Annotated in this window: 22 protein-coding genes; 17 read left to right on the top strand and 5 right to left on the bottom strand. The window is 34.2% G+C overall.

Features of this window, described 5'->3' with window-relative positions; genetic code table 11:
* Window positions 1-96: 96 nt before the first annotated feature.
* The 5 genes from SOM12_RS06245 (at window position 97) to SOM12_RS06225 (ending at window position 7,648) form a co-directional block, all read left to right on the top strand.
* Window positions 97-3,000 carry a DEAD/DEAH box helicase gene (locus SOM12_RS06245; protein WP_320492784.1) on the top strand — a complete coding sequence of 968 codons (2,904 nt, stop codon included), beginning with the start codon at window positions 97-99 and terminating at the stop codon, window positions 2,998-3,000.
* A 74-nt stretch (window positions 3,001-3,074) separates the two neighbouring features.
* Window positions 3,075-4,328, top strand: coding sequence for a DUF5103 domain-containing protein (locus tag SOM12_RS06240; protein WP_320492783.1), 1,254 nt, complete (start codon window positions 3,075-3,077; stop codon window positions 4,326-4,328).
* Between the two features lie 79 nt (window positions 4,329-4,407).
* Window positions 4,408-4,794, top strand: a complete 387-nt coding sequence (gene apaG, locus SOM12_RS06235) for a Co2+/Mg2+ efflux protein ApaG (RefSeq protein ID WP_008467225.1) — start codon at window positions 4,408-4,410, stop codon at window positions 4,792-4,794.
* Window positions 4,795-4,947: 153 nt separating this feature from the next.
* On the top strand, window positions 4,948-6,573 hold the full coding sequence (gene pruA / locus SOM12_RS06230; protein ID WP_320492782.1) for an L-glutamate gamma-semialdehyde dehydrogenase: 1,626 nt from the start codon (window positions 4,948-4,950) through the stop codon (window positions 6,571-6,573).
* A 343-nt stretch (window positions 6,574-6,916) separates the two neighbouring features.
* Window positions 6,917-7,648 carry a hypothetical protein gene (locus SOM12_RS06225; RefSeq protein ID WP_320492781.1) on the top strand — a complete coding sequence of 244 codons (732 nt, stop codon included), beginning with the start codon at window positions 6,917-6,919 and terminating at the stop codon, window positions 7,646-7,648.
* A 56-nt stretch (window positions 7,649-7,704) separates the two neighbouring features.
* Here SOM12_RS06225 and rsmG read toward each other — a convergent pair whose 3' ends face one another.
* A complete protein-coding gene (rsmG, locus tag SOM12_RS06220; protein WP_095928545.1) occupies window positions 7,705-8,334 on the bottom strand; it encodes a 16S rRNA (guanine(527)-N(7))-methyltransferase RsmG in 630 nt (209 codons plus the stop codon).
* A 107-nt stretch (window positions 8,335-8,441) separates the two neighbouring features.
* Between rsmG and SOM12_RS06215 the strand changes: the two genes are divergently transcribed.
* Window positions 8,442-9,539, top strand: coding sequence for a fatty acid desaturase family protein (locus SOM12_RS06215; RefSeq protein WP_095928544.1), 1,098 nt, complete (start codon window positions 8,442-8,444; stop codon window positions 9,537-9,539).
* Between the two features lie 73 nt (window positions 9,540-9,612).
* The gene (locus SOM12_RS06210) at window positions 9,613-10,803 is read left to right on the top strand and encodes a pyridoxal phosphate-dependent aminotransferase (protein WP_095928543.1); all 1,191 of its coding nucleotides are present in this window, start codon (window positions 9,613-9,615) and stop codon (window positions 10,801-10,803) included.
* A 116-nt stretch (window positions 10,804-10,919) separates the two neighbouring features.
* Here the strand turns inward: SOM12_RS06210 and SOM12_RS06205 are convergent, their stop codons facing one another.
* Window positions 10,920-11,978, bottom strand: coding sequence for a serine hydrolase domain-containing protein (locus tag SOM12_RS06205; RefSeq protein WP_320492780.1), 1,059 nt, complete (start codon window positions 11,976-11,978; stop codon window positions 10,920-10,922).
* Window positions 11,979-12,337: 359 nt separating this feature from the next.
* Here SOM12_RS06205 and SOM12_RS06200 point away from each other — a divergent pair, with 359 nt between their 5' ends.
* Together SOM12_RS06200 and SOM12_RS06195 are read left to right on the top strand one after the other, a co-directional pair.
* Window positions 12,338-12,793, top strand: coding sequence for a PA2169 family four-helix-bundle protein (locus SOM12_RS06200; RefSeq protein ID WP_320492779.1), 456 nt, complete (start codon window positions 12,338-12,340; stop codon window positions 12,791-12,793).
* Between the two features lie 235 nt (window positions 12,794-13,028).
* A complete protein-coding gene (locus SOM12_RS06195; protein ID WP_320492778.1) occupies window positions 13,029-14,897 on the top strand; it encodes a U32 family peptidase in 1,869 nt (622 codons plus the stop codon).
* A 40-nt stretch (window positions 14,898-14,937) separates the two neighbouring features.
* On the opposite strand, the gene SOM12_RS06190 is transcribed toward SOM12_RS06195, so the two are convergent.
* A complete protein-coding gene (locus SOM12_RS06190) occupies window positions 14,938-15,699 on the bottom strand; it encodes a hypothetical protein (protein ID WP_320492777.1) in 762 nt (253 codons plus the stop codon).
* A 640-nt stretch (window positions 15,700-16,339) separates the two neighbouring features.
* On the opposite strand from SOM12_RS06190, the gene purT reads away from it, so the two are divergent.
* The 3 genes from purT to SOM12_RS06175 are packed head-to-tail and all read left to right on the top strand — an operon-like array spanning window position 16,340 to window position 18,399.
* Complete coding sequence (gene purT / locus SOM12_RS06185) at window positions 16,340-17,500, top strand: formate-dependent phosphoribosylglycinamide formyltransferase (protein WP_414655670.1); 1,161 nt, start codon at window positions 16,340-16,342, stop codon at window positions 17,498-17,500.
* A 3-nt stretch (window positions 17,501-17,503) separates the two neighbouring features.
* Window positions 17,504-17,824 (top strand): DUF6370 family protein, encoded by a 321-nt coding sequence (locus SOM12_RS06180; RefSeq protein WP_095928538.1) that lies wholly within the window; start codon window positions 17,504-17,506, stop codon window positions 17,822-17,824.
* Entirely contained in the window at window positions 17,824-18,399 is a 576-nt protein-coding gene (locus SOM12_RS06175; protein WP_073407828.1) for a Crp/Fnr family transcriptional regulator, read from the top strand. Before SOM12_RS06180 ends, SOM12_RS06175 begins: the two co-directional genes overlap by 1 nt.
* A gap of 194 nt (window positions 18,400-18,593) precedes the next feature.
* On the opposite strand, the gene aceA is transcribed toward SOM12_RS06175, so the two are convergent.
* Window positions 18,594-19,874, bottom strand: a complete 1,281-nt coding sequence (aceA, locus tag SOM12_RS06170; RefSeq protein ID WP_320492775.1) for an isocitrate lyase — start codon at window positions 19,872-19,874, stop codon at window positions 18,594-18,596.
* A gap of 326 nt (window positions 19,875-20,200) precedes the next feature.
* Window positions 20,201-21,802 carry a malate synthase A gene (aceB, locus tag SOM12_RS06165; protein WP_320492774.1) on the bottom strand — a complete coding sequence of 534 codons (1,602 nt, stop codon included), beginning with the start codon at window positions 21,800-21,802 and terminating at the stop codon, window positions 20,201-20,203.
* Window positions 21,803-21,999: 197 nt separating this feature from the next.
* Between aceB and SOM12_RS06160 the strand changes: the two genes are divergently transcribed.
* The 5 genes from SOM12_RS06160 to SOM12_RS06140 all read left to right on the top strand — a co-directional run bounded on the left by SOM12_RS06160 (window position 22,000) and on the right by SOM12_RS06140 (window position 26,087).
* Window positions 22,000-23,481 carry a helix-turn-helix domain-containing protein gene (locus SOM12_RS06160; RefSeq protein ID WP_320492773.1) on the top strand — a complete coding sequence of 494 codons (1,482 nt, stop codon included), beginning with the start codon at window positions 22,000-22,002 and terminating at the stop codon, window positions 23,479-23,481.
* 6 nt (window positions 23,482-23,487) lie between these two features.
* The gene (locus SOM12_RS06155; protein ID WP_320492772.1) at window positions 23,488-23,847 is read left to right on the top strand and encodes a hypothetical protein; all 360 of its coding nucleotides are present in this window, start codon (window positions 23,488-23,490) and stop codon (window positions 23,845-23,847) included.
* Window positions 23,848-23,959: 112 nt separating this feature from the next.
* Complete coding sequence (locus tag SOM12_RS06150) at window positions 23,960-24,370, top strand: DMP19 family protein (protein ID WP_320492771.1); 411 nt, start codon at window positions 23,960-23,962, stop codon at window positions 24,368-24,370.
* 604 nt (window positions 24,371-24,974) lie between these two features.
* A complete protein-coding gene (locus SOM12_RS06145; RefSeq protein ID WP_320492770.1) occupies window positions 24,975-25,691 on the top strand; it encodes a pirin family protein in 717 nt (238 codons plus the stop codon).
* Window positions 25,692-25,856: 165 nt separating this feature from the next.
* Window positions 25,857-26,087, top strand: a complete 231-nt coding sequence (locus SOM12_RS06140) for a (4Fe-4S)-binding protein (protein WP_095928532.1) — start codon at window positions 25,857-25,859, stop codon at window positions 26,085-26,087.
* The last annotated feature ends 85 nt before the right edge of the window (window positions 26,088-26,172 follow it).

The raw sequence follows: 26,172 nt of genomic DNA, 5'->3' as shown, positions 1-26,172 counted from the left end.
GTTCATTTAATAAAGAGTTTTCAAAATATTTAGATTTGAAAACTCTTTATTTTTTTGCCCAAATCTCAAATACAAGCCTAACCAAATCCCTAAATCTTGGAACCTACAAAATCATTTCAGTTCTGTTTTGACATCAGTTTGGAAAAAAATCTGAATGTCTACATTCCAACCGCGTACATTGTTGAGAATACTAGCGAAATCAAATACTTAGATAAAAAAGCAAGTCCAGATGTGCTTGAAAGTTTCGGAATCATTTTTGACAATTTAGATTCCAATTCAAAAAGAATATTAACCGCTTGCGACTCTCTTAAACCTGAATTTATTTTTAAAAAATTCGGCGCAAAAATCAAATCGGCTAAAACAATTGCTGATTTACAGAAAGATTCGAAAATTGAATTTGCCATTCGCCAGCATTTAAAATTCAATTTAAGTTCGTTTTACGATTTAATTGTAAAAGAACAATTTCCTTTATCTTTAAACCTTGGCCCAGAAAAAGATTTTTATCGTTCTCGAATCAGCATTGAGCCTCTTGATTTTGAACCTCAGATTCAATTTGACAAACATGCCGAAGGAATCACTTATACGCTATCTTTAAAAGAAAATGAAACTATTTTTCCTCCAATGGACAGCAAAGTTGATATTCTTTTAGACGAACCAGGCTGGCTGATTATCAATAAAAAATTAGGACAGTTAAAAGAGCTTAATTCAAAAAAATTAATGCCTTTTTTAAAGAAAAAATCTATTGAAATTCCATCCAAATTAGTTGATGATTATTTCAAGAGTTTTATTCCGCAAATTGCAAAGAAAATAGATATTGAAGCAACTGGTTTTGAGATCGAGCTTCGTGATAAAATCATTTCGTGCACAATCCAGCCTATTCATGATTTCTTCAAAAACTGTTATTATCTCAATCTTTATTTTGATTATAACGGCTATTCATTTGACGGAAGTAAAGCTAAAAAATCACATTCTTTTGTAGATTTCAGCGTTGCCAATGAACCTAAAATAATTCAGTTTAAAAGAAATCCTGACGAAAATTTATATATCGATAAATTAAGTGAAATTGGTTTAACCAAAATCAAAAACGAATTATTTGGATTAAATTCAGAAACTGAAAATACAGATCCATACACCAACATTCAACTGATTATCAATCATAAAGAAGAACTGAAACGTTTAGGTTTTACCATTGAAAATCTAAAGCTGGAAAGCAAAGAAATCATTACAGAAAACCATACCATTTCTGCTTCAAAAGAAACAACTGGAGATTGGTTTGACATTAAAATAATTATTACCGTTGGAAATTATAAAATTAATTTCAACGAAATTATTCCGAATATAAAAAGCAAAGAAAGACTTTTTGCATTGCCTGACGGAAACTACTTTTTGATTCCGCTAGAATGGTTTAGCAAATACGGTTCTTTGGCAAAATTAGCTAAAACAGAAAATGGTGTTTTACTTTTACGAAAAAGCAATTTTACTGCTTTGGACGGAATTTCAGAAATTGATAATGATTTAGATCAAATTCATCAAGCCGAATTTACAGCTTCAGACTTAATAAAAGCAACTTTAAGACCGTATCAAATTGATGGCGTAAAATGGCTTTTAGGACATTTTAATTCCAATATGGGCGCGTGTTTGGCTGATGATATGGGACTTGGAAAGACGTTGCAAACTTTATCTGTTTTAGTTTCTGTACAAGAACAATTAGGTTTTACAACCAAAACCACCAATTTTGATTTGTTTGCCAACGAAACCACTATCGAAAGAGAACCGCTTAAAGCTTTGATTGTTCTACCTTCTTCGCTGGTTTTTAACTGGTTTAATGAAGCAGGAAAGTTTACGCCTCACTTTTCGAAAATGCAATATGTGGGGAATGACCGAAAATCTTTAGCAAGCAGAATCAATTCAACCGATTTGATTTTTACAAGTTACAGCATCATTCACCGAGATATTTCCATTTTAGAAAAATACGATTTCCGTTATTTGATTTTGGACGAAAGCCAGTACATCAAAAACAAAAATTCTAAGATTTTTAAAGCGATCAATAAAATAAGCACAGGACATAAAATTGCTTTGAGCGGAACGCCGATCGAAAATTCGCTTGACGATTTATGGTCACAAATGCAATTTATCAATCCGGAGATTTTAGGAAGCTACGCTTTCTTTATGGAGAATTTTAAAAATCCGATTGAGAAAAAACAGAATGAAGAAGTTTTAGCAGAATTAAAAAATTTGATTCAGCCTTATATTTTGCGACGAACTAAAGAACAGGTTTTAAAAGATTTACCAGAATTAACAGAACAGATCTATTACTGTGATATGGATCCTGAACAGGAAAAATTATACGAAAAAGAAAAATCTAAAGCTCGTAATTTCCTTCTTAAAACCGACGGATCTCCAGACAAAATTAGCATTATCAATACTTTGATGAAATTACGCCAGTTGAGTAATCACCCAAAAATGGTCGATGCAGATTCTGAAATTGATTCTGGGAAATATATTGCGGTTACCAATTATTTGGAAAGTTTAGTAAAAGGAAAACAGAAAGCGATTATTTTCAGTTCGTTTGTTACCAATTTAAGTTTTTATACTGATTGGTGTAAAGAAAACAAAATTGATTTTTGCGAAATTACAGGTGAAACGCCTGCCGATAAAAGAGAACAGCAAGTAAAATTATTTCAGGAAAAAGAAAACCCGTTGTTATTCTTTATTTCGCTAAAAGCTGGTGGAGTCGGCTTGAATATCACCAAAGCTTCTTATGTATTATTCTTGGATCCTTGGTGGAATCCTTTTGCAGAAAAACAAGGCGTTGGACGTGCGCATAGAATTGGACAAATGAACAAAGTAAACGTGATTCGTTTTATTTCTAAAAACACAGTTGAGGAAAAAATCATCAAACTGCAGGAAAACAAAAAACTATTGTCTGATTCCCTTTTAGAAGAAAGCTATATTAATGATGAGATTGAAGGTAACTTAGAATATATTTTGGGTTCATAATCGTTAAATCCAATAGAATGGCATCTTTTTCGTTATATAAAATTGTTATATTTACAATCTTACAATGTTTTAAGATGCCAAAATTTTTATATACAAGCTTTATTTTTCTTTTTATTTTCACTTTAGCGAAAGCTCAAGAAAAAGAAATCGATCCACCGTATAATATTAAAACGGTTTCGTTTATCCAAAATGGCAGCAATGTTCCTCCTATTTTCGAATTAGGCTCTGCATTTACCTTTCAATTTGATGATTTATTTGGTAATGAAGCCAATTATTATTTTGAAGTTATTCATTGCGATTACAACTGGTTCCCAACAAATATTCCAAAAACAGACTATGTTCTTGGGATGGATAATCAGAGAATCACCGATTTTTCGAATTCGTTTAATACCCTACAGGTTTATTCGCATTACAGACTTTCTTTTCCGAATCAGTTTACACAGTTGCTGAAGCTTTCGGGCAATTATATGTTACGAATTCTAAATGAAGACAAAGAAGTTATTTTCTCTAGAAAATTCATTTTGTATGAAAACCATTGTACAGTGGGAGTTCAAGTAAAAAGAAGCCGCAACCTCAGTAATATTGAGTACAAGCAGAATCTTGATTTTGCCATTTTGTCTAATGATATTGTTTTTCAGACTCCATTACAAAATGTAAAAGTGCTTTTACTTCAAAGTGGCAACTTTCATACCGAAATAAAAAACATTGTTCCTCAATATACAATTGGCAATCAGCTGGTTTATAAATACGACAAAGAAACCCAGTTTTGGGGCGGAAATGAGTTTTTGTATTTTGAAAACAAAGACATTAGAGCAGCCAATAATAATGTGGCCAAAATAGGTTCGAACAATGATATTTACAATGCGTTTTTGTACACCAATGCCGCGAGAGGAAATCAGCTTTATACGAATTATGAAGATGTAAACGGAAATTTTGTAGTTAAGAACATCAACGGTTCTAACAACGATATTGAAGCCGATTATGCTTGGGTTTATTTTACTCTTTCTGCTCCCGCTTTTAGAATGAACAAAGACATTTATATTACCGGAATGTTCAATAATTACAGCCTTTCGCCAGAATATAAAATGGATTACAATACTGATAAAGGCGTTTTTGAAAAAGCGATTATGATCAAACAAGGTTTTACTAATTTTCAGTATACCGTTGCAGACAAAAAAGGGGTTGTTGATTTTGAAAATGCTATTGACGGAAACTTTTATCAGACTGAAAACGAGTACACCGTACTGGTTTATTACAAAGAAGCAACAGACCGTTATCAGCGTGTAATTGGAAAGGGAAATGCAAACTCTATCAATATAGTCAATTAAAACAATGTTAAGGTTTTAGTTTAAACGATTTTTTTTCGTAGCTTTGCCACTATAACACTCACATATATACGGCGTTAGTATGGTTTCTCAAATTACACGAGGCATAAAAATATCTGTTTTGACTAGTTTTGAAGGTACATACTTCAAAAACTACAAGATTCATTTTGCTTTTAGCTACGTAGTTACCATCGAAAATCACAGTAAAGATTCGGTACAATTAACTTCTCGCCACTGGGAAATTTTTGATTCTCTAAACGATTTAGAAGTTGTAGATGGTGAAGGTGTAATTGGTAAAAAACCAGTTCTAAAACCTGGAGAAAATCACACTTACAGCTCTGGCTGCCTATTATCATCACCTTACGGTGCAATGAAAGGTCATTTCAATATGATCAATTTTACTACCACAAAAACATTCAAAGTAATTGTTCCTACTTTTAGAATGTGCGCTCCTTTTGCACTAAATTAAGATATAGTTTACAACTATTGCTTTTATCGTTATCTTAATCATAAAATTGTCAATTTATTAATTTATCCTTTGTACTTTTGTGCAGCGTTAGATTATTCGTAACAAAACAAATCGTCTAACTTTAAATTGTCTAATTCACAAATTTTAAATAACATGCTTAAAGGATTTTTTCATGTACCAAAAGCGGTAAACGAGCCTGTAAAGAGCTACGCACCAAACTCACCAGAAAAAGCTGCTGTTCAGGCTGCTTATACCACAATGTGGAATTCTCAAATTGACGTTCCTTTATATATTGGAAACGAAGAAATTAGAACTGGAAATACAAGAAACATTACAGCTCCTCACGACCACAAACACGTTGTTGGGAAATACCATTTAGCTGAAAAACAACATATTGAAAAAGCAATTGCTAATGCACTTGAAGCAAGAAAAGCATGGGCTAACATGGCATGGGAACAACGTGCTGCTATTTTCTTAAAAGCTGCAGAACTTATCGCAGGACCATACAGAGCTCGTATTAACGCTGCTACAATGATTGGTCAATCTAAAAATATTCACCAAGCAGAAATTGATGCATCTTGCGAATTAATCGACTTTTTACGTTATAATGTTGAGTTTATGACTCAAATCTACAACGATCAGCCAAAATCAGACTCTACTGTTTGGAACCGTGTAGAATACAGACCATTAGAAGGTTTTGTTTACGCTATTACTCCTTTTAACTTTACTGCTATCGCTGCAAATCTTCCTGCAAGTGCTGCTATGATGGGGAACGTTGTGGTTTGGAAACCAAGTGATAGCCAAGTATTCTCTGCAAAAGTTATCATCGATGTTTTCAAAGAAGCTGGAGTTCCAGACGGAGTTATCAATGTAGTTTTCGGAGATGCTTTAATGATTACAGATACTGTTTTAGCTAGCCGTGATTTTGCTGGAGTACACTTTACAGGATCAACTCATGTATTTAAAGATATTTGGGCTAAAATTGGTGCAAACATCAACAATTACAAAACGTATCCAAGAATCGTTGGTGAAACTGGAGGTAAAGATTTTATCATTGCTCACCCAAGTGCAAACGTAAAACAAGTAGCTACAGGAATTACTCGTGGAGCTTTCGAATTCCAAGGACAAAAATGTTCTGCAGCTTCTAGAGCTTATGTTCCGCAAAGTTTATGGCCAGCCGTAAAAGAGCAATTAATTACTGATGTGAAATCTATGAAAATGGGTTCTCCAGAAGATTTTGGAAACTTCATTACAGCAGTTATTCACGAAGGTTCTTTTGACAAATTAGCTAGCTATATTGACCAAGCAAAAAAAGATGCTGACGCTGAAATTATCGTTGGAGGAAATTACGATAAATCTGTAGGATACTTTATTGAGCCAACAGTTATTGTAACTACAAATCCTAAATATACTACAATGGAAACTGAGTTGTTTGGACCAGTTATCACGATTTATGTTTACGAAGATGCTAAATGGGAAGAAACTCTTGAATTAGTAGATACTACTTCTGAGTATGCTTTAACTGGAGCTGTTTTCAGCCAAGATCGTTATGCAATTGAAGTAGCAACTACTAAATTACAAAACTCAGCTGGTAACTTCTATATTAATGACAAACCAACTGGAGCTGTTGTAGGTATGCAGCCATTTGGTGGAGCAAGAGCTTCTGGAACTAACGATAAAGCAGGTTCTGCATTGAACTTATTGCGTTGGGCTTCTCCAAGAACTATCAAAGAAACTTTTGTAACTCCAGAAGATTACAGATATCCATTCTTAGGTTAATCTGATTATAGAATTCAAATTATAGAATTATATAAAGGCTTAAACTTCATTTTGAAGTTTAAGCCTTTATTTTTTAATTAAAGAATCTAAGCATTTACTTTTCCCGCAAATAAATCGCCAATTCCTTTATCATAAATATATCATTTCCTACATTAAAATAATTTGACAAATATTTTTTTGTAATACTTTTCTTATTTATTTGTAAATCAACACTTTAAAGAATTTAAATGCCTTATTTTAATACTTTAAAAGCTTTTTGTTCCAGTCAAAAAAAAATCATCCTTATAAATTTGCCTCAATCTTAAATGATATTAAAAGATTTAATACAATAAACAATATAAGAATGAGAAATCTAAACAATGTTCCTAAGATTATTATGGAATCAAAAAGTATTGGACATCCAATAGATTACAAATGGACAAAAAGGAAAATAAACGAACTTTTAGATCCTTCAGAAGAAAATATTAACCTTGAAGACACTCTAATGCAAATTAATCACAAGGGATCAATTGGTTTAACTGCTGCATTGCTAGAATGGATTTATTGGCGTTTTACAGGGTACACTCAAGCAACAACCGATACACAGAAACGTATTGAAGCACTTTGGTGTTCCATTAATAATCGCGAACAAACAAACCCTTTATTATTTGATACAGATTTTGAAATATCTGCTTCAGGTTCAGTAAATGGCGCATTATGGATTGCTTTAATGAATGTTAGAATGATTGATGTGAGATACAGAAAAGGTTCTTACTTTTTACAAAGCGAACTTATTGGCCTGATTCTTCTTGCACGTCATATTACTCCTAAAAAGAAAAAATTTGACAAGTGGTTTAGTCAGTCCATTATAAATTTAATTCACTCTCATCCTAATCCATACAAAAACGATGAATTAGATCAAAGCGATGAAGCTGTTTACGATTCTTCAAACGAACCTATAATTTCTAGAGAGTTTTTCTTTGATTCAGAATTCCAATACACCATTGAAGCTTCTGAAAACTCAATTCATAATTTCATTGATAATTTAAATATAAAAGCAAATCCTTTCTTAGATTTTTCTAAAAAAGCATCTTAGTTAGGCCTATTAATTCAAAAACCGGAAAGAAATTCTTTCCGGTTTTTTATATCAAATTAAGGCTTAAATTTTAAAGGAAGATGAACCACTTTTTTTGTTTCAAAAAATTCATCCTCGAATATTTCGGCTAAGTCATACAAAGTCGCGTTCGGAAAATCTTTTAATTCTTCGGCTAAATCTCCACCCTTTAAATATAAAATTCCATTTTTTAATTTGTGCTTGTGTTGCTTTTTGATTTTATCTTTTATCCAAGAAACAAAATCTGGCATATTGGTTACCGCACGGCTAACAATAAAATCGAAATCACCTTTTACCAATTCGGCACGCTTTTGTTCCGCTTTCACGTTCTTTAATTCTAACGCATCTACAACTCCTTGCACTACTTTTATTTTTTTTGCAATCACATCAATCAAATAAAAACGAGTTTCAGGAAAAAGAATCGCTAATGGAATACCTGGAAAACCACCTCCCGTTCCCACATCTAGAACTGTCGCTCCAGGCTCAAATTTCATAATCTTAGCAATTCCTAACGAATGCAAAATATGTTTTGTGTATAACGAATCAATGTCTTTGCGCGAAATAACATTGATTTTTTCATTCCAATCGTGATATAATAAGTCTAATTTTTGAAACTGTTCGATTTGAAGATCGGTCAAATTGGGAAAATATTTCAATATCTCATCCATTGCTGTAAATTTTTAACAAAAGTACTACTTTACGATTGAAATATTTAACTCAATTTTGCAAATTGAGAATTTATAATAATTACCTTTGAAACCTATTTAAAACAATTATGAATAACACGGCTCCAACTTTTGCAAGGCAAGACAATTTGAAGTTCTTCAGAACGCTTAACTCGCGGGTAAACAATTACTTCAAAGAAAATAATATCAAAAAAACCGGAAACTGGAAATTACACTTAAAAGCCGTTATTCTATTTGCAGTTTTTTTAACTCCATACTTTTTAATTCTTACACTTGACATGCCGTTTTGGGTAATGCTACTTTTATCTATCGTAATTGGTATTGGAATGGCTGGTGTTGGAATGAACGTTATGCACGATGGTAATCACGGTTCTTATTCGACTAAAAGCTGGATTAATAAATTTATGGGAGGAACAATTTATGTTCTTGCCGGAAATGTTTACAACTGGCAGGTGCAGCACAATGTATTGCATCATACTTACACCAATATTCCTGGTCACGACGAAGATCTGGATGCAGGAAGAATTATCCGTTTTACAGAACATGCAGAATGGCATAGTTTTCACCGTTTCCAGCATTATTACTCTGTTTTCTTATATGGTTTACTAACTTTTAATTGGGCCATCACTACCGATTTTAAACAGATGAGAAATTATCTTAAAAGAAAATTATCGTACGGTGAACCAAAAAGCCCAAAAATTCTTTGGACAACTCTTATTATTACTAAAGTTATTTATATCTCTATTTGGATTGTTTTACCAATGGTAATTGGAATTACGTGGTGGAAAGTACTTCTTGGATTTTTCGTAATGCATTATACTGCGGGATTAATTTTAAGTATTGTATTTCAGTTAGCACACGTTGTAGATCATACTACAAATCCTTCTCCAAATGAATTGGGAGAAATGGACAACACATGGGCTGTTCACCAATTATACACCACTACTAATTTTGCACCAAAAAATGCAATCGTAAACTGGTATACAGGCGGATTAAATCATCAAATCGAACATCATATTTTCCCAAATATCAGTCACATTCACTATGGTAAAATTGCAAAAATCGTGAAGGAAACTGCAAAAGAATGTAATTTACCCTATTACGAATACAAAACAATGGGAAGCGCTATTGTAGCCCACTTCAAACATTTACGTGACTTAGGAATGAAACCTGAATTATCTGTTTAAACTAAAAAAAATCTATTAATAATTAACCTTCCTTAATAGGCGCAGCAAATTAAGGACATTCAAAATTTTTATAATGAATCATATTCTTTCGGACAGAATCAACAATCTTGCAACTTCGCAGACATTAGCAATGGCCGCTTTGGCAAGAGAATTAAAAGCACAAGGAAAAGACATTATCAGCTTAAGTTTAGGTGAGCCAGATTTCAATACGCCAGACTTTATTAAAGAAGCAGTAATAAAAGCAGTAAACGAAAATTATAGCACTTATTCTCCAGTAGAAGGTTACCTTGAATTGAGAGAGGCAATTTGCAGAAAATTCAAAAGAGACAACAATTTAGATTATAAACCATCACAAATCGTAGTTTCTACAGGAGCAAAACAATCTTTATACAACATTGCACAAGTAATGTTAAACGATGGAGACGAAGTTATTTTACCAGCTCCATACTGGGTTTCTTATTTCGAAATCGTAAAACTTTCTGGAGGAGTTCCTGTTGAAGTTCCAACATCAGTAGACACTGATTTCAAAATTACACCAGAGCAATTAGAAGCTGCAATCACACCAAAAACAAAAATGATGTGGTTTTCTTCTCCATGTAATCCTTCTGGATCTGTTTACAGCAGAGAAGAATTAACAGCATTGGCAAAAGTTTTAGAAAAACACCCAAATATTTACGTAGTTGCAGATGAAATCTATGAGCATATCAATTTCTCAGGAACTTTCTGCAGTATCGGTTCAATTCCGGGAATGTTCGAAAAAACAATTACTGTAAACGGAGTTGCAAAAGCATTTGCAATGACAGGATACAGAATTGGGTACATCGGAGCTCCTGAATTTATCGCAAAAGCTTGTACAAAAATTCAAGGACAAGTAACTTCTGGTGCAAATTCTGTAGCGCAAAGAGCTACTATTACAGCTGTAGATGCTGACCCAAGCGTATTAAACGAAATGGTTCAAGCTTTCCACGGACGTAGAGATTTAGTAGTTGGATTATTAAAAGAAATTCCAGGAGTAAAAATCAACGTTCCAGAAGGAGCATTTTATGTATTCCCAGACGTTTCTTCTTTCTTCGGAAAAACATTAAAAGGAACTGAAATCAAAGATGCAAACGACGTTTCGATGTATCTTTTAGCTGAGGCAAACGTAGCAACAGTAACGGGAGACGCTTTCGGAAATCCAAACTGTATTCGTTTCTCTTATGCAACAAGCAACGACATTTTAAAAGAAGCATTACGCAGAATCAAAGAAGCTTTGACTGCATAACCATATTCTAAGTTTTATTAAAAACGGCTTAAGGTTCAAAAGTTTCATCACTTTTATACTTTAAGCTGTTTTTTTTATGTGCTTATTCGACAAAGATTGTTCAAAATCAACTTTCTCTAATCAATCAAAAGAGTGGCAATATCTTTTGTAATAGTCGTTGGAGAATTACATTCGCAATTACTCAAACCTACCACATAAATTTGTTCAATTGGCTCATAAACTCCCATAGATTTAAAACCAAAAATACTTCCTCCGTGCTCGCGGATTGTTTTGTTTTTCACCTTTTCTAAATGCCAGCCATATCCATAATCTATATGTGTTCCGTTATTTAATTTATAATTCGTAAAAGCTTTTTCCGTGTAAACAGGACTTAATACTATATTAGCGTTTATCGCATTTTGCCATTTCAGCAAATCATCTACGGTTGACATGATCGAACCCGAAGCATACGGAATAGAAAAACTAATATAATTTGTATTTACATATCCATTCCTGTCACGATAACCAGAAACCCTGTTTTTTATAATCTTATCATGGCTTGCATAATAACTGTTTTGCATTCCGATTTTCTTAAAAATATTTTGAGTTATAAATTCCTCATAAGTCTGCCCAGACACCATTTCAATAATATAGCCTAAAAGCACATATCCTGAATTGCAGTATTTATATTGCTCGCCAGGTTTAAAATCTATCGGTTCATTCTTAAAAAAATCTACTAATTCTTTAGGTGTCAAATCTCGTCTGGCAATATCTTTAATCGATTTCATACTCGTAAAATCCTTAATTCCCGAAGTATGAGTCAGCAAATGATGCAATGTGATCCTATTTCCATTTGTTGGATAATCTGAAATAAACTTCGTAATTTCATCATCAAGCTTCAGTTTTCCCTGTTCAGCAAGCATCAAAATAGAAACAGCCGTAAATTGTTTGGTCATCGAACCAATTTCAAAAACAAATTCAGGCTTCATTTTAACATTCATTTCCAAATCAGCCATTCCAAAAGCTTTTCTATAAATCACTTTTCCATTTTTAACTGCAAGAAAAACAGCTCCAGGATTTTCGGGTTTAAACTTTGAAGTAATTAAGCTATCTATTTTAGTTTCCAGATTTTGAGCCGATAAACCTGAAAAAGCCATTATAAATAAAACTATAAACGATTTTAAGAATGTTTTCATTTTGCGATTATTTGAGTTTGATTGATAAAGCTTTGACGGCATCAATTGATTATAGGTTACAGAAAGTAAATTTCTATAATTTTTGGGCGTGTTTCGCCGCGGCGAATCGGGCTATCCGTTACAAGTCCTCGCACTTCCTTCGTCAGGCTGTGGGCTTTCCACTGCTATCCCTCACGCAAAACGGAAAACGAGAAAATTCATTTTCAAAATAAAAAATCTGCTGAATCTGCGAGAGAAACAAATTAGCACTTTCAAAATTCCCATTCCACAATATTATAAAACCCCAAATGTAATCCTGTAAAACATTCCATTCTAGAAGTCCCCATCTTTGTAATGTATTAATTTAAAAACTATTAGTCATGATACATACAGATGAAACCACACAAGAAGCAGTTAAAACTTTAGAAGGATTGATTTCAATTCTTGAAGACGGAAAACTAGGATATACAGATGCTGCAGAACATGTAGAAAATACAGCAATAAAAACCGATTTTCTTGAATACGCCCGCGAAAGAGCATTGTTTATTGTAGAATTACAAGACCAAATCAACAAATTAGGAAAATCTACAGACAACTCTGGCGGAGGACCACTTGGCGCACTTCACCGAGCTTGGATTGATATTAAATCGGCATTTACTGGCGGCGACACAGAATCCATTATAAACGCTTGTATTATAGGTGAAGAAGCTGCTGTTGAAAAATACAAAAAAGCACTAGAAGAAAATCATTTAGAACACGATCAGATCTATATTGTTTCTAAACAATTAAATAGTATCCAAAATACTTTATCGCAAATTAAAATGAGAGCAAGCTAAACGATTCATGCTTTTTTTTTGAAAACTGCTCAGTCTTCGGATTGGGCGGTTTTTTTGTTTTATATACATAACATTGAATAAACAGATTAATTCAGTATTAAAAAATTAAACCGATTCATTCCATATTGCGTTAACAATTTCAAAAAAATCGCTTCATCACTAGCAAACTCGAATAATTTATTAGACCTTTGCACACTTTTTTTCGGGAATACCACAAAAGTCTAAAGTTTTAGAAATGAAGAAGAAAATCGAAATATTAGCTCCTGCTAGAGATTTAATTGGAGGAATCGCTGCCATTAATAGTGGTGCAGATGCTGTATATATTGGCGCGCCACAATTTGGAGCACGCTCTAATGCCAACAACTCAATTGAAGATGTTGCCGAATTGGTAAAATACGCGCACTTATTTAACGCACAGGTTTTTGTGGTTATGAATACCATTTTGTACGATAACGAATTAGAAACTTGTCGTGCCATGATCTGGGAATTGTACGATATTGGTGTCGACGCCCTGATCATTCAAGATATGGCGATTATGGAAATGGACTTACCTCCTATTGTGCTTCACGCCAGTACACAAGCCAATAATCGTGATGCAGATAAAATTAAATTCCTTAAAGATGCTGGAATCAAACGTGTCGTTTTAGCACGTGAATTAAACTTGCATCAAATTAAAACAATATACGACGAAGCTGATGTTGAACTAGAGTTTTTCGTAACCGGAGCTTTATGTGTTTCTTTTAGCGGAAACTGTTATATGAGTGTGGCCAACGGAGAACGAAGCGCTAACCGTGGTTCATGCGCGCAAAACTGCCGTTTACCTTATAACCTAATCGACGGAAACGGAGATACTTTAATCCGAAACAGTCACTTGCTTTCTATAAAAGATTTAGATGTTTCAGATCAGATTCCGAATTTGATTGAAGCTGGAATCGTTTCTTTCAAAATCGAAGGAAGATTAAAAGACGTTGCTTATGTTAAAAATAACGTATCTTATTTACGTCAAAAACTAGACAGCTATTTAGAAGGAAGTGATAAATACATTAAAGCCTCTTCAGGAAAATGCACGTATACTTTTGATTCTACTTTAAGCAGAACCTTCAATCGTGGTTATACCGATTATTTCGTAAACGAAAGACACAGTTCTATTGGTTCTTGGGAAAGCCCAAAATCAAAAGGACAATATATTGGTAAATTAATTCGAACTGTTGGAAACGCATACGAAATCGAAAACGGCGAATTATTAAATAACGGTGACGGACTTTGTTTCATCAACGAAAATAATGAAGCTGACGGAATCTACGTAAACAAAGCCGAAAACGGAAAAGTATATCCAAACGTTTTAAAAGAAATCAAAGACGGGACTTTCATCTACAGAAACAACGACGCTGCTTTCATCAAAATTGTTGAAAGAGAAGACAGTGCAATCCGTAAAATCGGAACTACTTTATTGCTTACAGAAAACGAAAACGGTTTTGAATTAATCGCTACCGACGAAGATGGAAACATAAGTACAGTAAAATTAGAGCATCCTAAAGAACAAACTAAAACTGGTGAATCGATCGAAGAAAACATTAAAGTTCAATTGGCAAAAACAGGTTTTACACCTTACAGCGCCGATGAAATCAATGTAATGTTCTCTCAAAACTGGTTCCTTCCTATTTCAAAAATCAACGAAATGAGAAGAAATGTTTTCGATCAATTATCAGAAATTCGTTTGGCAAATTACGTGCGCGAAGAGCACCAATTGGTAAAAACGTCACATCCGTATCCAGAAACCAAATTGGATTTCATGTACAATGTTTCGAACAAAACCGCTCGTAAATTCTACGAACGCCACGGTGTTACCGAAATCGAAAAAGCATTCGAATTACAATGGGATCCAGGAAAATCTCGTGTAATGACAACCAAATATTGCATCAAATACGAGTTAAAAAAATGCCCAATACACCAGAAAGACATCGTTGGTGTTAAAGTAAAAGAACCTTTGGTTTTAAAACAAGGTGAGTTGGAATACAAACTAAAATTCAACTGCAAGCCCTGCGAAATGGAAATCTGGGAAAAAGATGCCGAATTTGAAATTGAAGAAGATCATTTTCATTAATATAAAAAAAGCGATACCTAATTAAGTATCGCTTTTTTGTTTATTTATTTTTCGTTGTTTTCGTTTTAGAATCAGGTGGCGTAATCTTTATTTTGGTTGCCTTTAATGCTGATTTTGATTCTGCCTTTTTCTCTCTTTTTGCATTATACAAATCTACAACCTTCTCTATATCATCATATTTATACTCCTTGTCTTCAATTTTTTTAGCGATTTCTGCATTGTCGCTAAAATAATAAACCCCATACTCTTTAAAAAAAGCGTTGTAGCCGGAAGAAAGGGCGTTTGAACTCACAGATACCAATACAGGATAATCTTCATTACCTCTTTTTAAATAATGATTTATTTCTTTAGAAACCACCTGCATTTTCTTTACTTTAACCTTTTCTTTCGTTTTTTCATCCTCAACCTTCACTTCTTTTATTCCGTATTCTTCACCACCTAAATACAGAGAAGCTTTACCTGTAATAATTTTACAGATCCAGTTTTCATCAATAACCTTAAATTCTGTCCCTTTCTTTTTATAGATCTTTGTTTTTGTTCTTACAAAAGTATAAGACAATTTTTTATTGTCGTCAAAAATCTGAATTGAATCAAGATCACTGCTAGCATATTTTTCATTTTCCTCGCCAACTTTAATTTTTACTTTTTTATCGGCAAACCCAGGAAAATTAACTATTCCACTAACTTTTTGTTTGTCTTTTTTAAAAATAACAGCATTAGCTTTTTGTTCCCCCATTCCGAAATTAAATGTAAGTCCTGCCGATTGTGAATGAACAAACGATGTAATGCATAATGCACTCATTATTAAAATAAATTTTATTCTCATCTTATGATTATTATTTGTTTTGCGGGCAAATATAGAAATATACTAATGCCTACATCAAAATTCCTGAATTAATTTAACCTGAATTTTCTACAGATATCTGCAGACACTATTCATAAATAAAAACATATAAATTTGGGCGTGCCCCTCCGGGTCGGGCTATCCGTTCCAAGTCCTCGCACTTCCTTCGTCAGGCTGTGGGCTTTCCACTTCTATCCCTCACGCAAACGTACTCATAAGGACTTTTACGTTTATAATTTAACTTTTACTTCTCACAATCTTGTCATTTCGACGTAAGATTGGCTTATTGGAGTGGAGCCCCTTGTGGAGATTTCTCCTTACGTCGAAATGACAAACTGTGTGGTTACTTTGTCTTAAAATTAAAATCTCATACAAAAAATAAATCTGCAAAATCTGCGTAAAACCTTTGCGAACCTCATCTCAACTTATAAAAACAAAAACTTAGCGAGCTTTGCGTAAATCCTTTGCGAACTTTGCGGTTAAACCTAGATTACCTAGACGCACTGCGGTGCGTCTCTACACCAATCCATGCGAATAGGCTTTGTGGTTAAAAACATTTTTCCCTACTTTTACTACTCAAACAATACACTACTCCAAAATGAAAATATTACTCCTAGGTTCAGGCGAATTAGGCAAAGAATTTGTCATTGCCGCACAACGAATCGGACAAACCATAATTGCAGTTGATAGTTACGAAAATGCACCGGCAATGCAGGTTGCTCACGGCTTTGAAGTCATCAACATGCTCGACGGCGAAGCGCTGGACCGAATCGTAGCCAAACACCAACCCGATTTTATCGTTCCAGAAATAGAAGCTATTCGTACCGAGCGTTTTTACGATTACGAAAAACAAGGCATCACTGTTGTTCCTTCAGCAAAAGCGGCAAACTTTACCATGAATCGTAAAGCCATTCGCGATTTAGCAGCAAAAGAATTGGGGTTACGAACAGCAAAATATCAATACGCAACATCTGCAGAAGAACTGCAAAAAGCCGTTCAAAAAGTTGGAATTCCTTGCGTGGTAAAACCTTTAATGTCATCTTCAGGAAAAGGACAATCTACAATCAAAACAGAAAGCGATATCGAAAAAGCATGGCAATATGCTGTTGCAGGTTCTCGTGGTGATGTTATCGAAGTTATTGTAGAAGCTTTTGTAGATTTCCATTCAGAAATTACACTTTTAACGATTACTCAAAATAACAACCCAACTTTGTTTTGCGCTCCAATTGGTCACAGACAAGAAAGAGGTGATTATCAGGAAAGCTGGCAACCGGCTTTGGTATCAGAAAAGGATTTATATGAAGCTCAGGATATGGCCGAAAAAATTACGGAAGCGCTTGGCGGTGCCGGACTTTTTGGTGTAGAGTTTTTCCTGACCAATGAAGGCGTTTATTTCTCTGAGCTTTCTCCTCGCCCGCATGATACTGGAATGGTAACTCTGGCAGGAACGCAGAATTTTAACGAATTTGAATTGCATTTGAGAGCGATTTTAAGTCTTCCGATTTTCGAAATTACTTTGGAAAAAGCTGGAGCAAGTGCTGTAATTTTAGCATCCGAAGATTCTGCCAATCCAACTTTTAGCGGAATCGAAAAAGTAGCCGCTTTACCCAAAACCGATTTCAGGATTTTCGGCAAACCAACTTCAAGACCTTACCGCAGAATGGGTGTTGTTTTAAGCCACGATACACTTTCAACTCCAATTAACGAAGTAACAGAGCGTGCCAAAGAAACGGCAAAATTAATAACTGTAAACTCTTAGAAAATGAAAAAACTCATATTTATGATTTTCCTATTTATTGGAATTTCAGCGCAAGCGCAAGACAAAAAGAAATTTGACAAACCAACAATCGTTGAAGCTTCTTGCGGAGAATGTCAATTCGGAATGAAAGGTAAAAGCTGTGATTTAGCCGTTCGCATTGACGGAAAAAGCTATTTCGTTGACGGAACTACGATTCACGATCACGGAGATGCTCACGCTGAAAAAGGTTTTTGCAATGCAATCAGTAAAGCATTAGTTACGGGAGAAATCAAAGGAGATAGATTTAAAGCAACTTCATTTACTTTAATCGACGATAAAAAATAATGGCATTAATTCTCGAAAACATTGCCAAACACGTTTCTCTGACACCAGAAGAACAGGCGCTTTTTTTATCTAAACTAGAAACGAACACTTACAAAGCCAAAACGCTGTTATTAAACGCTGGCGAAGTCTGCAAACATTCGTATTTTGTAAATTCAGGTATTTTAAGAAGTTTCAATATCAACGATAATATTGTTGAACATGTTTTATCGTTTGCCTGCGAAGGCTGGTGGATGAGCGACATGTACAGCTTTTTTTCACAGAAACCAGGACAACTTTTTATTGAAGTTTTGGAAGAAGCAGAAGTCGTTTCTTTGTCTAAAGAAAATCAGGAACAATTGTATCTTGAAATTCCGAAACTAGAACGTTTTTTCAGAATTTTAATTGAGAATTCATTAGTTGCGAATCAACAGCGATTAATGGACAATTTAAGCTTGCCTGCGGAAGAACGGTTTGAAAAATTCACAAAAAAATACGGAACATTGGTACACAAAGTTCCTCAAAAACAAATCGCTTCTTTCATTGGCGTAACACCAGAATTCTTCAGCAAAATGAAAGCTCGCCTTTTGAAGAAATAGTTTTTTTTAGCCACAGATTTCACAGATTAAAAGGATTTTTTTTTCGCCACGAATTACACAAATTTTCACAAATTAAATTGAAATGAAATTCGTGAAAATTTGTGTAATTCGTGGCAACATTTTTTTAATCCTTCTAATCTGTGAAATCTGTGGCTATAAAAAAGCCAGTTCAATGAACTGGCTTTTCTTTTGAATTAAAATTGCTCAACCTCAGTAGAATGTTCCATTGCGGTTATTGCTGATTTTCCTAACATTACCGTGTTCTGAACGGCGTCGAAATAAGAAGTTCCCACAAAAGCTTGATGTTTTACTGCTCTGAATCCGTTTTTTTGTAAAGCGAATTCTCTTTCCTGCAATTCAGAATATCCTGCCATTCCGCGCTCTTTGTACGCTTTAGACAATTCAAACATACTCGTATTTAAAGCATGGAATCCTGCCAAAGTAATGAACTGAAAACTATATCCCATTGCAGCCAAATCCTCTCTGAATGTTTCCATTTCGGCTACTGATAATTTTGCTGCCCAATTGAAAGACGGTGAACAATTGTAAGCCAGCATTTTATCTGGGAATTCTTTTTTCATTGCTTTTGCAAATTTTCTAGCATAATCTAAATCTGGATTACTAGTTTCCATCCAGATCAAATCGGCGTAAGGTGCGTAACTCAAACCTCTTGCAATTCCTTGATCGATTCCGTTATTTACATAAAAGAAACCTTCAGGCGTTTTCTCGCCCGTTAAAAACTTTCTGTCTCTTGGATCTGCGTCGCTCGTTAATAAATTAGCGGCATCAGCATCTGTTCTTGCCACAATTAAAGTTGAAACACCCATAACATCTGATGCCAGACGCGCTGCAATTAATTTGTTGATCGCTTCCTGAGTTGGCACCAAAACCTTTCCGCCCAAGTGTCCGCACTTTTTAGCAGAACTGAGCTGATCTTCAAAATGAACTCCAGAAGCTCCCGCTTCAATCATCGATTTCATTAATTCGAAAGCGTTCAGGTTTCCCCCAAAACCTGCTTCGGCATCAGCTACAATCGGAACCAAATAATCTTTTTTATCTTCAATATTGTTTACAATCTGAATCTGATCGGCACGCAACAACGCATTGTTGATTTTTTTAACCACCATCGGAACGCTATTTACCGGGTAAAGTGATTGGTCAGGATACATTTCGCCCGCCAGATTTGCATCAGCAGCAACCTGCCATCCGCTTAGATAAATCGCTTCTAAACCCGCATCGACTTCCTGAATTGCCTGATTTCCAGTCAACGCCCCCAAACCCGCAACATAATCCTGACTTTTTAACTTTCTCCATAATTTTTCTGCACCCATTTTCGCAATAGAATGCTCAATTTTATAAGACCCTTGAAGCGTTACTACTTCGCTTGCGGTGTAAGGACGCTCAACACCTTTCCATCTCGGGTTTGTAATCCAATCGTTAATCAATTCCTGAATTCTGTCTTCTGTTGTTTTCATAATATAGTTTAGTTAAAGTGGTTCGTTTTTAGTGTTCAGTCGCAGTTTTTAGTGTTCAGTTTTAACTGGACTTATTTTTTTTAAACATAGAAACATAGCTTTCCTTTGTGGTTAAAGGCATTCCATTTGTTTTAATACATCCCGATAGCTATCGGGACTATGTGTGAAAAACTAGTTTTTTTCTTTTCTCTCTTATTTAAAATCTAAATCTATGTTTCTATGTGTTTAAATAATTTAAGAGTAAATTTTCTCTGCTTGATCTGCTAAATCTGCGGAAAAAAAAATATTCGCTCGCAGATCTGGCAGATTGAGCAGATTTTAAAAGTTTATAAGTATTTGTAACACGGAATCGTCAAGAAATCAACGAAATCTGGATTTAAAACTAATCTTTCCAATACTTTTTCAGCCAATGGAAATTGCTGTTTTTCGTGATTTTTTTCGCCTAATTCCTCTTTGATTTTTCTGAATTCGTCCAAAGCCAATTCATGATAATAAGCCAAATCTAATTTTCGTCCATTATCCAAAAGCACTTTATTCTGAAGCCATTGCCACAATTGCGATCTCGAAATTTCGGCCGTTGCGGCATCTTCCATCAAATTATGCAATGCTGCAGCGCCTTGTCCGTTCAGCCATGAAGCCAAATACAAAACTCCAACATTGATATTTTTTCGAACACCATTTTCAGTGATGATTCCAATTGGTGGTTCAATTAGATCAGCTTCCGTAATTTTTCGATGTTCTCTTTTTATATGAATCTGATTTGGAGTTGGCATTCCTTTATCAAAAATTTCTTTTGCTATTGCAACTAAATCCGGATGTGCTACCCACGTTCCGTCATGACCGTTTCGAACTTCACGTTCCTTATCGGTTTTTACTTTTGCAAAAGCAACTGCATTGGCTTCTTCATTATTTCGAATCGGGATCTGTGCTGCCATTCCGCCAATCGCATGAATTCCTCTTTTATGGCATCTCTGAATAACCAAATTTGAATACGCATTCATAAAAGGCGAAGTCATATTTACCTGATCGCGATCTGGAACAATGAATTTTGGGTTTTTTCTAAACTTTTTGATATAAGAAAAAATATAATCCCAACGCCCACAGTTCAAGCCAACAATATGTTCTTTCAATTCGTGAATAATTTCATCCAATTGAAAACTTGCCGTTATGGTTTCAATTAAAACCGTCACTTTTATGGTTCCTCTTTTCAGTTTCAAATAATCCTCGGTAAAATCAATTACATTATTCCACCAGCGCGATTCCAGATAATGTTCTAATTTCGGAATGTAGAAATACGGTCCAGAATTGTTTTCTAAAAGTCGTTTATGATTATGAAAAACATACAACCCAAAATCTACCAAAGAACCCGAAACTTCTTTTCCTTCAATTAAAAGATGCTTTTCTGGCAAATGCAAACCTCTTGGGCGAACAATCAGCGTTGCAATTTTTTCATTCAAATGATACGATTTCTGTTTAACCAAATCTGTAAACGTAATTGTCTTTTTTATGGCATCAATCAAATTCACTTGCCCATCCATCAGGTTTTGCCAAGTTGGCGAAGTGCTGTCTTCAAAATCGGCCATAAATGTTTTGGCTCCCGAATTCAGAGCATTGATAATCATTTTGCGGTCAACTGGGCCAGTAATTTCTACTCTTCGATCCAGTAAATCCTTAGGAATTTCTCCAGCTGTCCAATTACTTTCTCTGATGCTTTTTGTTTCAGGAGTAAAAACGGGCATGATTCCCTGATCAAAAGTGACTTGTTTCTGTTCTCTCTGTAAAAGCAATAATTTTCTTTGCGATTCGAATTTTCTGTGCAATTCGATAATAAACGCAGTCGCTTCTTCTGTCCAGATTTTTGGATAAGCAAGCTTTTTGTCGGCTAGGAATTCTATAGCCATTTCAGTAATCTCTAATTGGTTTTTCATAGCTGTGGTTTTTAATTTCATTAGCAGTAATTGAATCGATTCTATATTTTTCAAAAACACAAATCCATAACAAACTGATAATTAACATTTTCTACACCACAATATTAGAAAAAAGTTTTTTAGAAAACAAGCGAACGTTCGCTAAAAATGAAAAATAATTTTTTGGCGATTATTTTTAGAATACTTATATTTGGTTCATGGATATCGAAAAAGACTATATAAAGCTGATCTTCGGATTAAAATTGAAGCAAGTCAGAACGCAAAAAAATCTGTCTCTTTTTGGCTTGGCCAAATTGACCAATCTTTCAAAATCGTACTTAAACGAGATTGAAAAGGGAAAAAAATATCCAAAAACAGATAAAATTTTACTTCTCTGCGAACATTTGGACGTGAATTACGACCAAATGGTGTCGTTAAAACTCGACAACAATCTCGCTCCGATTGGCGAAATCTTGAAATCTGGAATTTTAAAAGAGATTCCACTAGAGCTTTTTGGAATCCAAGAAGCCGATTTAATTGATATTATTGCCAACGCTCCGGCCAAAGTCAATGCATTTATTAGTACGATAATAGAAATTGCACAGCATTATAATTTAAGCCGAGAAAGTTTCTTTTTGGCTGCTTTACGTTCGTATCAGGAAGCGCATAGTAATTATTTTGAAGATTTAGAAGAAAGAGTAATTGCTTTTTCAAAGTCTTTTCAGATTAATCTGGATTCTAAAATCAGCGTTGAAGAACTGGAAGCGATTTTAAAGGAAGAATACGAATACAAGATCAAAGAAATCGTTTTTACAGATCAGGAAGCTTTGGGCGATTTGCGCTCTATTTATGTTCCGACAAGCAAAACTTTATTGCTTTCTACCGAACTTGACGCTCCACAAAAAGCTTTTATTTTAGCTAAAGAAATCGCTTATAATTATCTAAAAATATCCGATCGATTACTGACTTTTAGCTGGATTAAGTTTGAAAATTTCGATCAGGTTTTGCACAACTTTTATGCTTCTTATTTTGCCGGTGCTTTATTATTGCCGAGAAAATTAGTTGTCGATAAAATCAATTCTTTTTTAGAAAATGAAAATCCAAAACCCGAAGAATTTGTTCAATTAATTGAAAGTTTTGAAGTTTCGCCCGAATCTTTTTACCAAAGATTGACCAATTTATTGCCGAAAGATTTTCAGTTGAAAAATTTATTCTTTTTAAGATTGTCACATAAAATCGATTCTGATTTTTACCAGATCAATAAAGAGTTGCATATTACACATCAGCAGGAACCGCACGCTAATGAAACCAACGAACATTATTGCAGAAGATGGGTTTCGGTAAAAACAATTGACGAAGCGATCAAACAAAACAAATCTCATTTTTTTGATGCACAAATATCGAGTTATGCCAATAGCGGAAACGAATATTTGGTTTTTTCATCGGCTACAAAAGATCCTTTCTTGCATGATACCATTCGAAGTATTTCTGTTGGAATTTTGATTAATCCAACAATGAAAAAGAAATTCAAATTCATCGACGGAAAACCTTTGGTGAAACGAATTGTTGGTGTAACTTGTGAGACTTGTGCCGTAAAAGATTGCTTAGAAAGAGCCGCTCCGCCAATTGTTTTAGAAAGAAAAAAACGCCACGAGAATACAGATGCTGTTGTACAGCAATTTATGAATCAATATAGCTAAAATGCCATGAAATATTTTGCTTTACTAATCACGCTGTTTTTCATTAACTTCAACCAGAAAACAGATAAACTTATTGGCCGCTACAATTATTTGATTGAAGATGATAATGCCTATATCCTAAAAGATAAAATTACTTTTAAGGATAGCATTTTTGCCTTTGACAACAAATATCTACCGAAAGGAAAAGTTTCTTATGGCAATGTAATACTACTGGATAATTTCATTAATACCGATTTGATTATCAGTATTCCAAAAGACCAAATCGAAAAAGATACGATTCCTTTTTTCATGCATGATAAGAAAAGTTCTTCTGCGAATTATCTTGATGAAGTGGTTGGGAAAGGGAAATTGGTTCGGATTAAATAATCTCGCAAAGACACTAAGTCGCAAAGATTATTCTTTAACATAATCTTGTCATCTCGACGAAGGAGAGATCTCCGCGAGTAGCTCGACAAAGTAAAATCTACAACGAAAAACAATGAAATTATTCAACTTCATTTTATATTTATTACTAATAACATTTTCAAGCTGTTTAAGCCAAGTTGCATCAGATAAAGAGAAAACCAATATTTCAAAACCTATGACTAATATTGAAGAATTAGAAACGGAAGTAAATAATGGGGGATTTAACCAATATTTTTTTAATTCTAGTGGGCAAAATTGTTTCGAAACCTTAAAAGCATTGAAGAAAAATAAAAAATTTAAAACCGCAAAAATTCTCGAATCAGCAATTAATTTAATTAATCCTAAAAAATTACCTAATGAAGATTTGATTAATAAACTTCGAAACCAAGAAGTTGAAGAACTAAACAATAAAAAAATAAATGCAAAATTAGAACTCTTGGATTTAGAGTTTTATAAATATCCTGATGGAAATTTACAAGAATAATCTATACTCAATCTTAGTAGAGCTACTTGCGAAGATTTCTCCTTTGTCGAAATGACAAACTTTGTGGTTACTTTGAGTTTAAAAATTATATAATTTCAAATCTTTGTCGAGTTACTTGCGGAGATCTCTCCTTCGTCGAGATGACAAACTTTGTGGTTACTTTGAGTTTAAAAACTATATAATTTCAAATCTTTGTCGAGTTACTTGCGGAGATCTCTCCTTCGTCGAGATGACAAACTGTGGGGTTACTTTGAGTTAAAAAAACTTATAATTTATAATCTTTGTCGAGCTTCAAGTGTGATCCTTCGTTCCTCAGGATGACAAACTGGAACATTTAAGTTTTTGTATCAATAACTTCTTCTGAAAACAAAAACTTCTAATATAGCCCCGATAGAAGTGGAAATCCTTTTGTGACGGGGTTCGGCACAAAAGATTGAAACGGATAGCGGGACTAGACGTCTTTTGAAAACGATACTTCTGCTCCCGAAAAAAACTTAGTATCTCAGCATCTTAGAACCTTAGAATCTTTCTTAATCTACATTAAGTGCTTTTCGTTTACATCGACCGTATCTTTGTACTATCAAAATCAATAAAAGACAAAATCATGGAAAATATAGTATTGCACAAAGCAGACACAAGAGGAAACGCAAATCACGGATGGTTGAACGCTTATCATAGCTTTAGTTTTGCGAGCTGGTACAATCCGGATAGAATTCAGTTTGGAGCACTTCGCGTTTTGAACGATGATACAATTGCTGCGGGAATGGGATTTGGGACTCACCCTCACGATAATATGGAAATTATTACTATTCCGTTGGAAGGAGATTTGGCTCATAAAGACAGTATGGGAAATACGGAAGTGATCAAAAACGGTGATATTCAGGTAATGAGTGCAGGAACTGGAATTCAGCATAGTGAGTTTAATCCGAATGAAGATCAGCAGACTAAATTGTTGCAGATTTGGTTGTTTCCAAACAAAAGAAATGTTACGCCACGTTATCAGCAAATTACTTTGGATGTTGCCGATAGACATAATAAATTGTCTCAGGTTTTATCTCCAAATGCAGATGATGAAGGGGTTTGGATTCACCAAGATGCTTGGTTCAATATGGGCAATTTCGATTCTGGAGTTACTACCGAATATAAAATCAAAAAAGAAGGAAACGGAGTTTATGCTTTCGTTTTAAAAGGAAATGTAACCATCAACGGTCAGGAATTAAATTCTCGTGATGCGGTTGGAATTTCAGGAACTGATACTTTAAATATTAAAGCGAATACAGATGCTGAATTTTTATTAATGGACGTTCCGATGAATTATTAATTCAAACAAAAACAATTAATACCTGTACTTTGAAACGATAATAAATCTGAAAATCAGATTATTATCGTTTCTTTTTTTGTTCCATTTCAAAAAAGAAAGACTAACTTTATGAATAAGAAATTGGTCTGACTTTAAAATTAAATTCATCCTTAAAATTTTAAAACCATGAATCCAAATAACCTAACTAAAGAATACACAAACGGAGAAGTTACGATTGTATGGCAATCTGGAAAATGCATTCATTCGGCAAATTGTGTCAAAAACAATCCGGATGTCTTTCGTCCAAAAGAAAAACCATGGATTACTCCAGAAAAATCTACAACTGAGAAAATAATTTCGACAGTTAATAAATGTCCGTCGGGAGCGCTGACTTATTATCTTAATAATTCCAAATAACAAAAGACCTAACAGCTTTTAAAAACCTGTTAGGTCTGTACTTCATAAACAAAATCTAATAATCAAAAAATTATCACATTTTTCA

This window comes from Flavobacterium sp. CFBP9031 (genome assembly GCF_034044945.1).
GTDB lineage: Bacteria > Bacteroidota > Bacteroidia > Flavobacteriales > Flavobacteriaceae > Flavobacterium.
This window is presented reverse-complemented; position numbering and strand designations above follow the sequence as displayed.

Excerpts from the sequence above, each read along its gene's own strand:
- SOM12_RS06240 (WP_320492783.1), top strand. The coding sequence starts at position 3,075 with ATGCCAAAATTTTTATATACAAGCTTTATTTTTCTTTTTATTTTCACT.
- apaG (WP_008467225.1), top strand. The coding sequence starts at position 4,408 with ATGGTTTCTCAAATTACACGAGGCATAAAAATATCTGTTTTGACTAGT.
- pruA (WP_320492782.1), top strand. The coding sequence starts at position 4,948 with ATGCTTAAAGGATTTTTTCATGTACCAAAAGCGGTAAACGAGCCTGTA.
- SOM12_RS06225 (WP_320492781.1), top strand. The coding sequence starts at position 6,917 with ATGAGAAATCTAAACAATGTTCCTAAGATTATTATGGAATCAAAAAGT.
- rsmG (WP_095928545.1), bottom strand. The coding sequence starts at position 8,334 with ATGGATGAGATATTGAAATATTTTCCCAATTTGACCGATCTTCAAATC.
- SOM12_RS06215 (WP_095928544.1), top strand. The coding sequence starts at position 8,442 with ATGAATAACACGGCTCCAACTTTTGCAAGGCAAGACAATTTGAAGTTC.
- SOM12_RS06210 (WP_095928543.1), top strand. The coding sequence starts at position 9,613 with ATGAATCATATTCTTTCGGACAGAATCAACAATCTTGCAACTTCGCAG.
- SOM12_RS06205 (WP_320492780.1), bottom strand. The coding sequence starts at position 11,978 with ATGAAAACATTCTTAAAATCGTTTATAGTTTTATTTATAATGGCTTTT.
- SOM12_RS06200 (WP_320492779.1), top strand. The coding sequence starts at position 12,338 with ATGATACATACAGATGAAACCACACAAGAAGCAGTTAAAACTTTAGAA.
- SOM12_RS06195 (WP_320492778.1), top strand. The coding sequence starts at position 13,029 with ATGAAGAAGAAAATCGAAATATTAGCTCCTGCTAGAGATTTAATTGGA.
- SOM12_RS06190 (WP_320492777.1), bottom strand. The coding sequence starts at position 15,699 with ATGAGTGCATTATGCATTACATCGTTTGTTCATTCACAATCGGCAGGA.
- purT (WP_414655670.1), top strand. The coding sequence starts at position 16,340 with ATGAAAATATTACTCCTAGGTTCAGGCGAATTAGGCAAAGAATTTGTC.
- SOM12_RS06180 (WP_095928538.1), top strand. The coding sequence starts at position 17,504 with ATGAAAAAACTCATATTTATGATTTTCCTATTTATTGGAATTTCAGCG.
- SOM12_RS06175 (WP_073407828.1), top strand. The coding sequence starts at position 17,824 with ATGGCATTAATTCTCGAAAACATTGCCAAACACGTTTCTCTGACACCA.
- aceA (WP_320492775.1), bottom strand. The coding sequence starts at position 19,874 with ATGAAAACAACAGAAGACAGAATTCAGGAATTGATTAACGATTGGATT.
- aceB (WP_320492774.1), bottom strand. The coding sequence starts at position 21,802 with ATGAAAAACCAATTAGAGATTACTGAAATGGCTATAGAATTCCTAGCC.
- SOM12_RS06160 (WP_320492773.1), top strand. The coding sequence starts at position 22,000 with ATGGATATCGAAAAAGACTATATAAAGCTGATCTTCGGATTAAAATTG.
- SOM12_RS06155 (WP_320492772.1), top strand. The coding sequence starts at position 23,488 with ATGAAATATTTTGCTTTACTAATCACGCTGTTTTTCATTAACTTCAAC.
- SOM12_RS06150 (WP_320492771.1), top strand. The coding sequence starts at position 23,960 with ATGAAATTATTCAACTTCATTTTATATTTATTACTAATAACATTTTCA.
- SOM12_RS06145 (WP_320492770.1), top strand. The coding sequence starts at position 24,975 with ATGGAAAATATAGTATTGCACAAAGCAGACACAAGAGGAAACGCAAAT.
- SOM12_RS06140 (WP_095928532.1), top strand. The coding sequence starts at position 25,857 with ATGAATCCAAATAACCTAACTAAAGAATACACAAACGGAGAAGTTACG.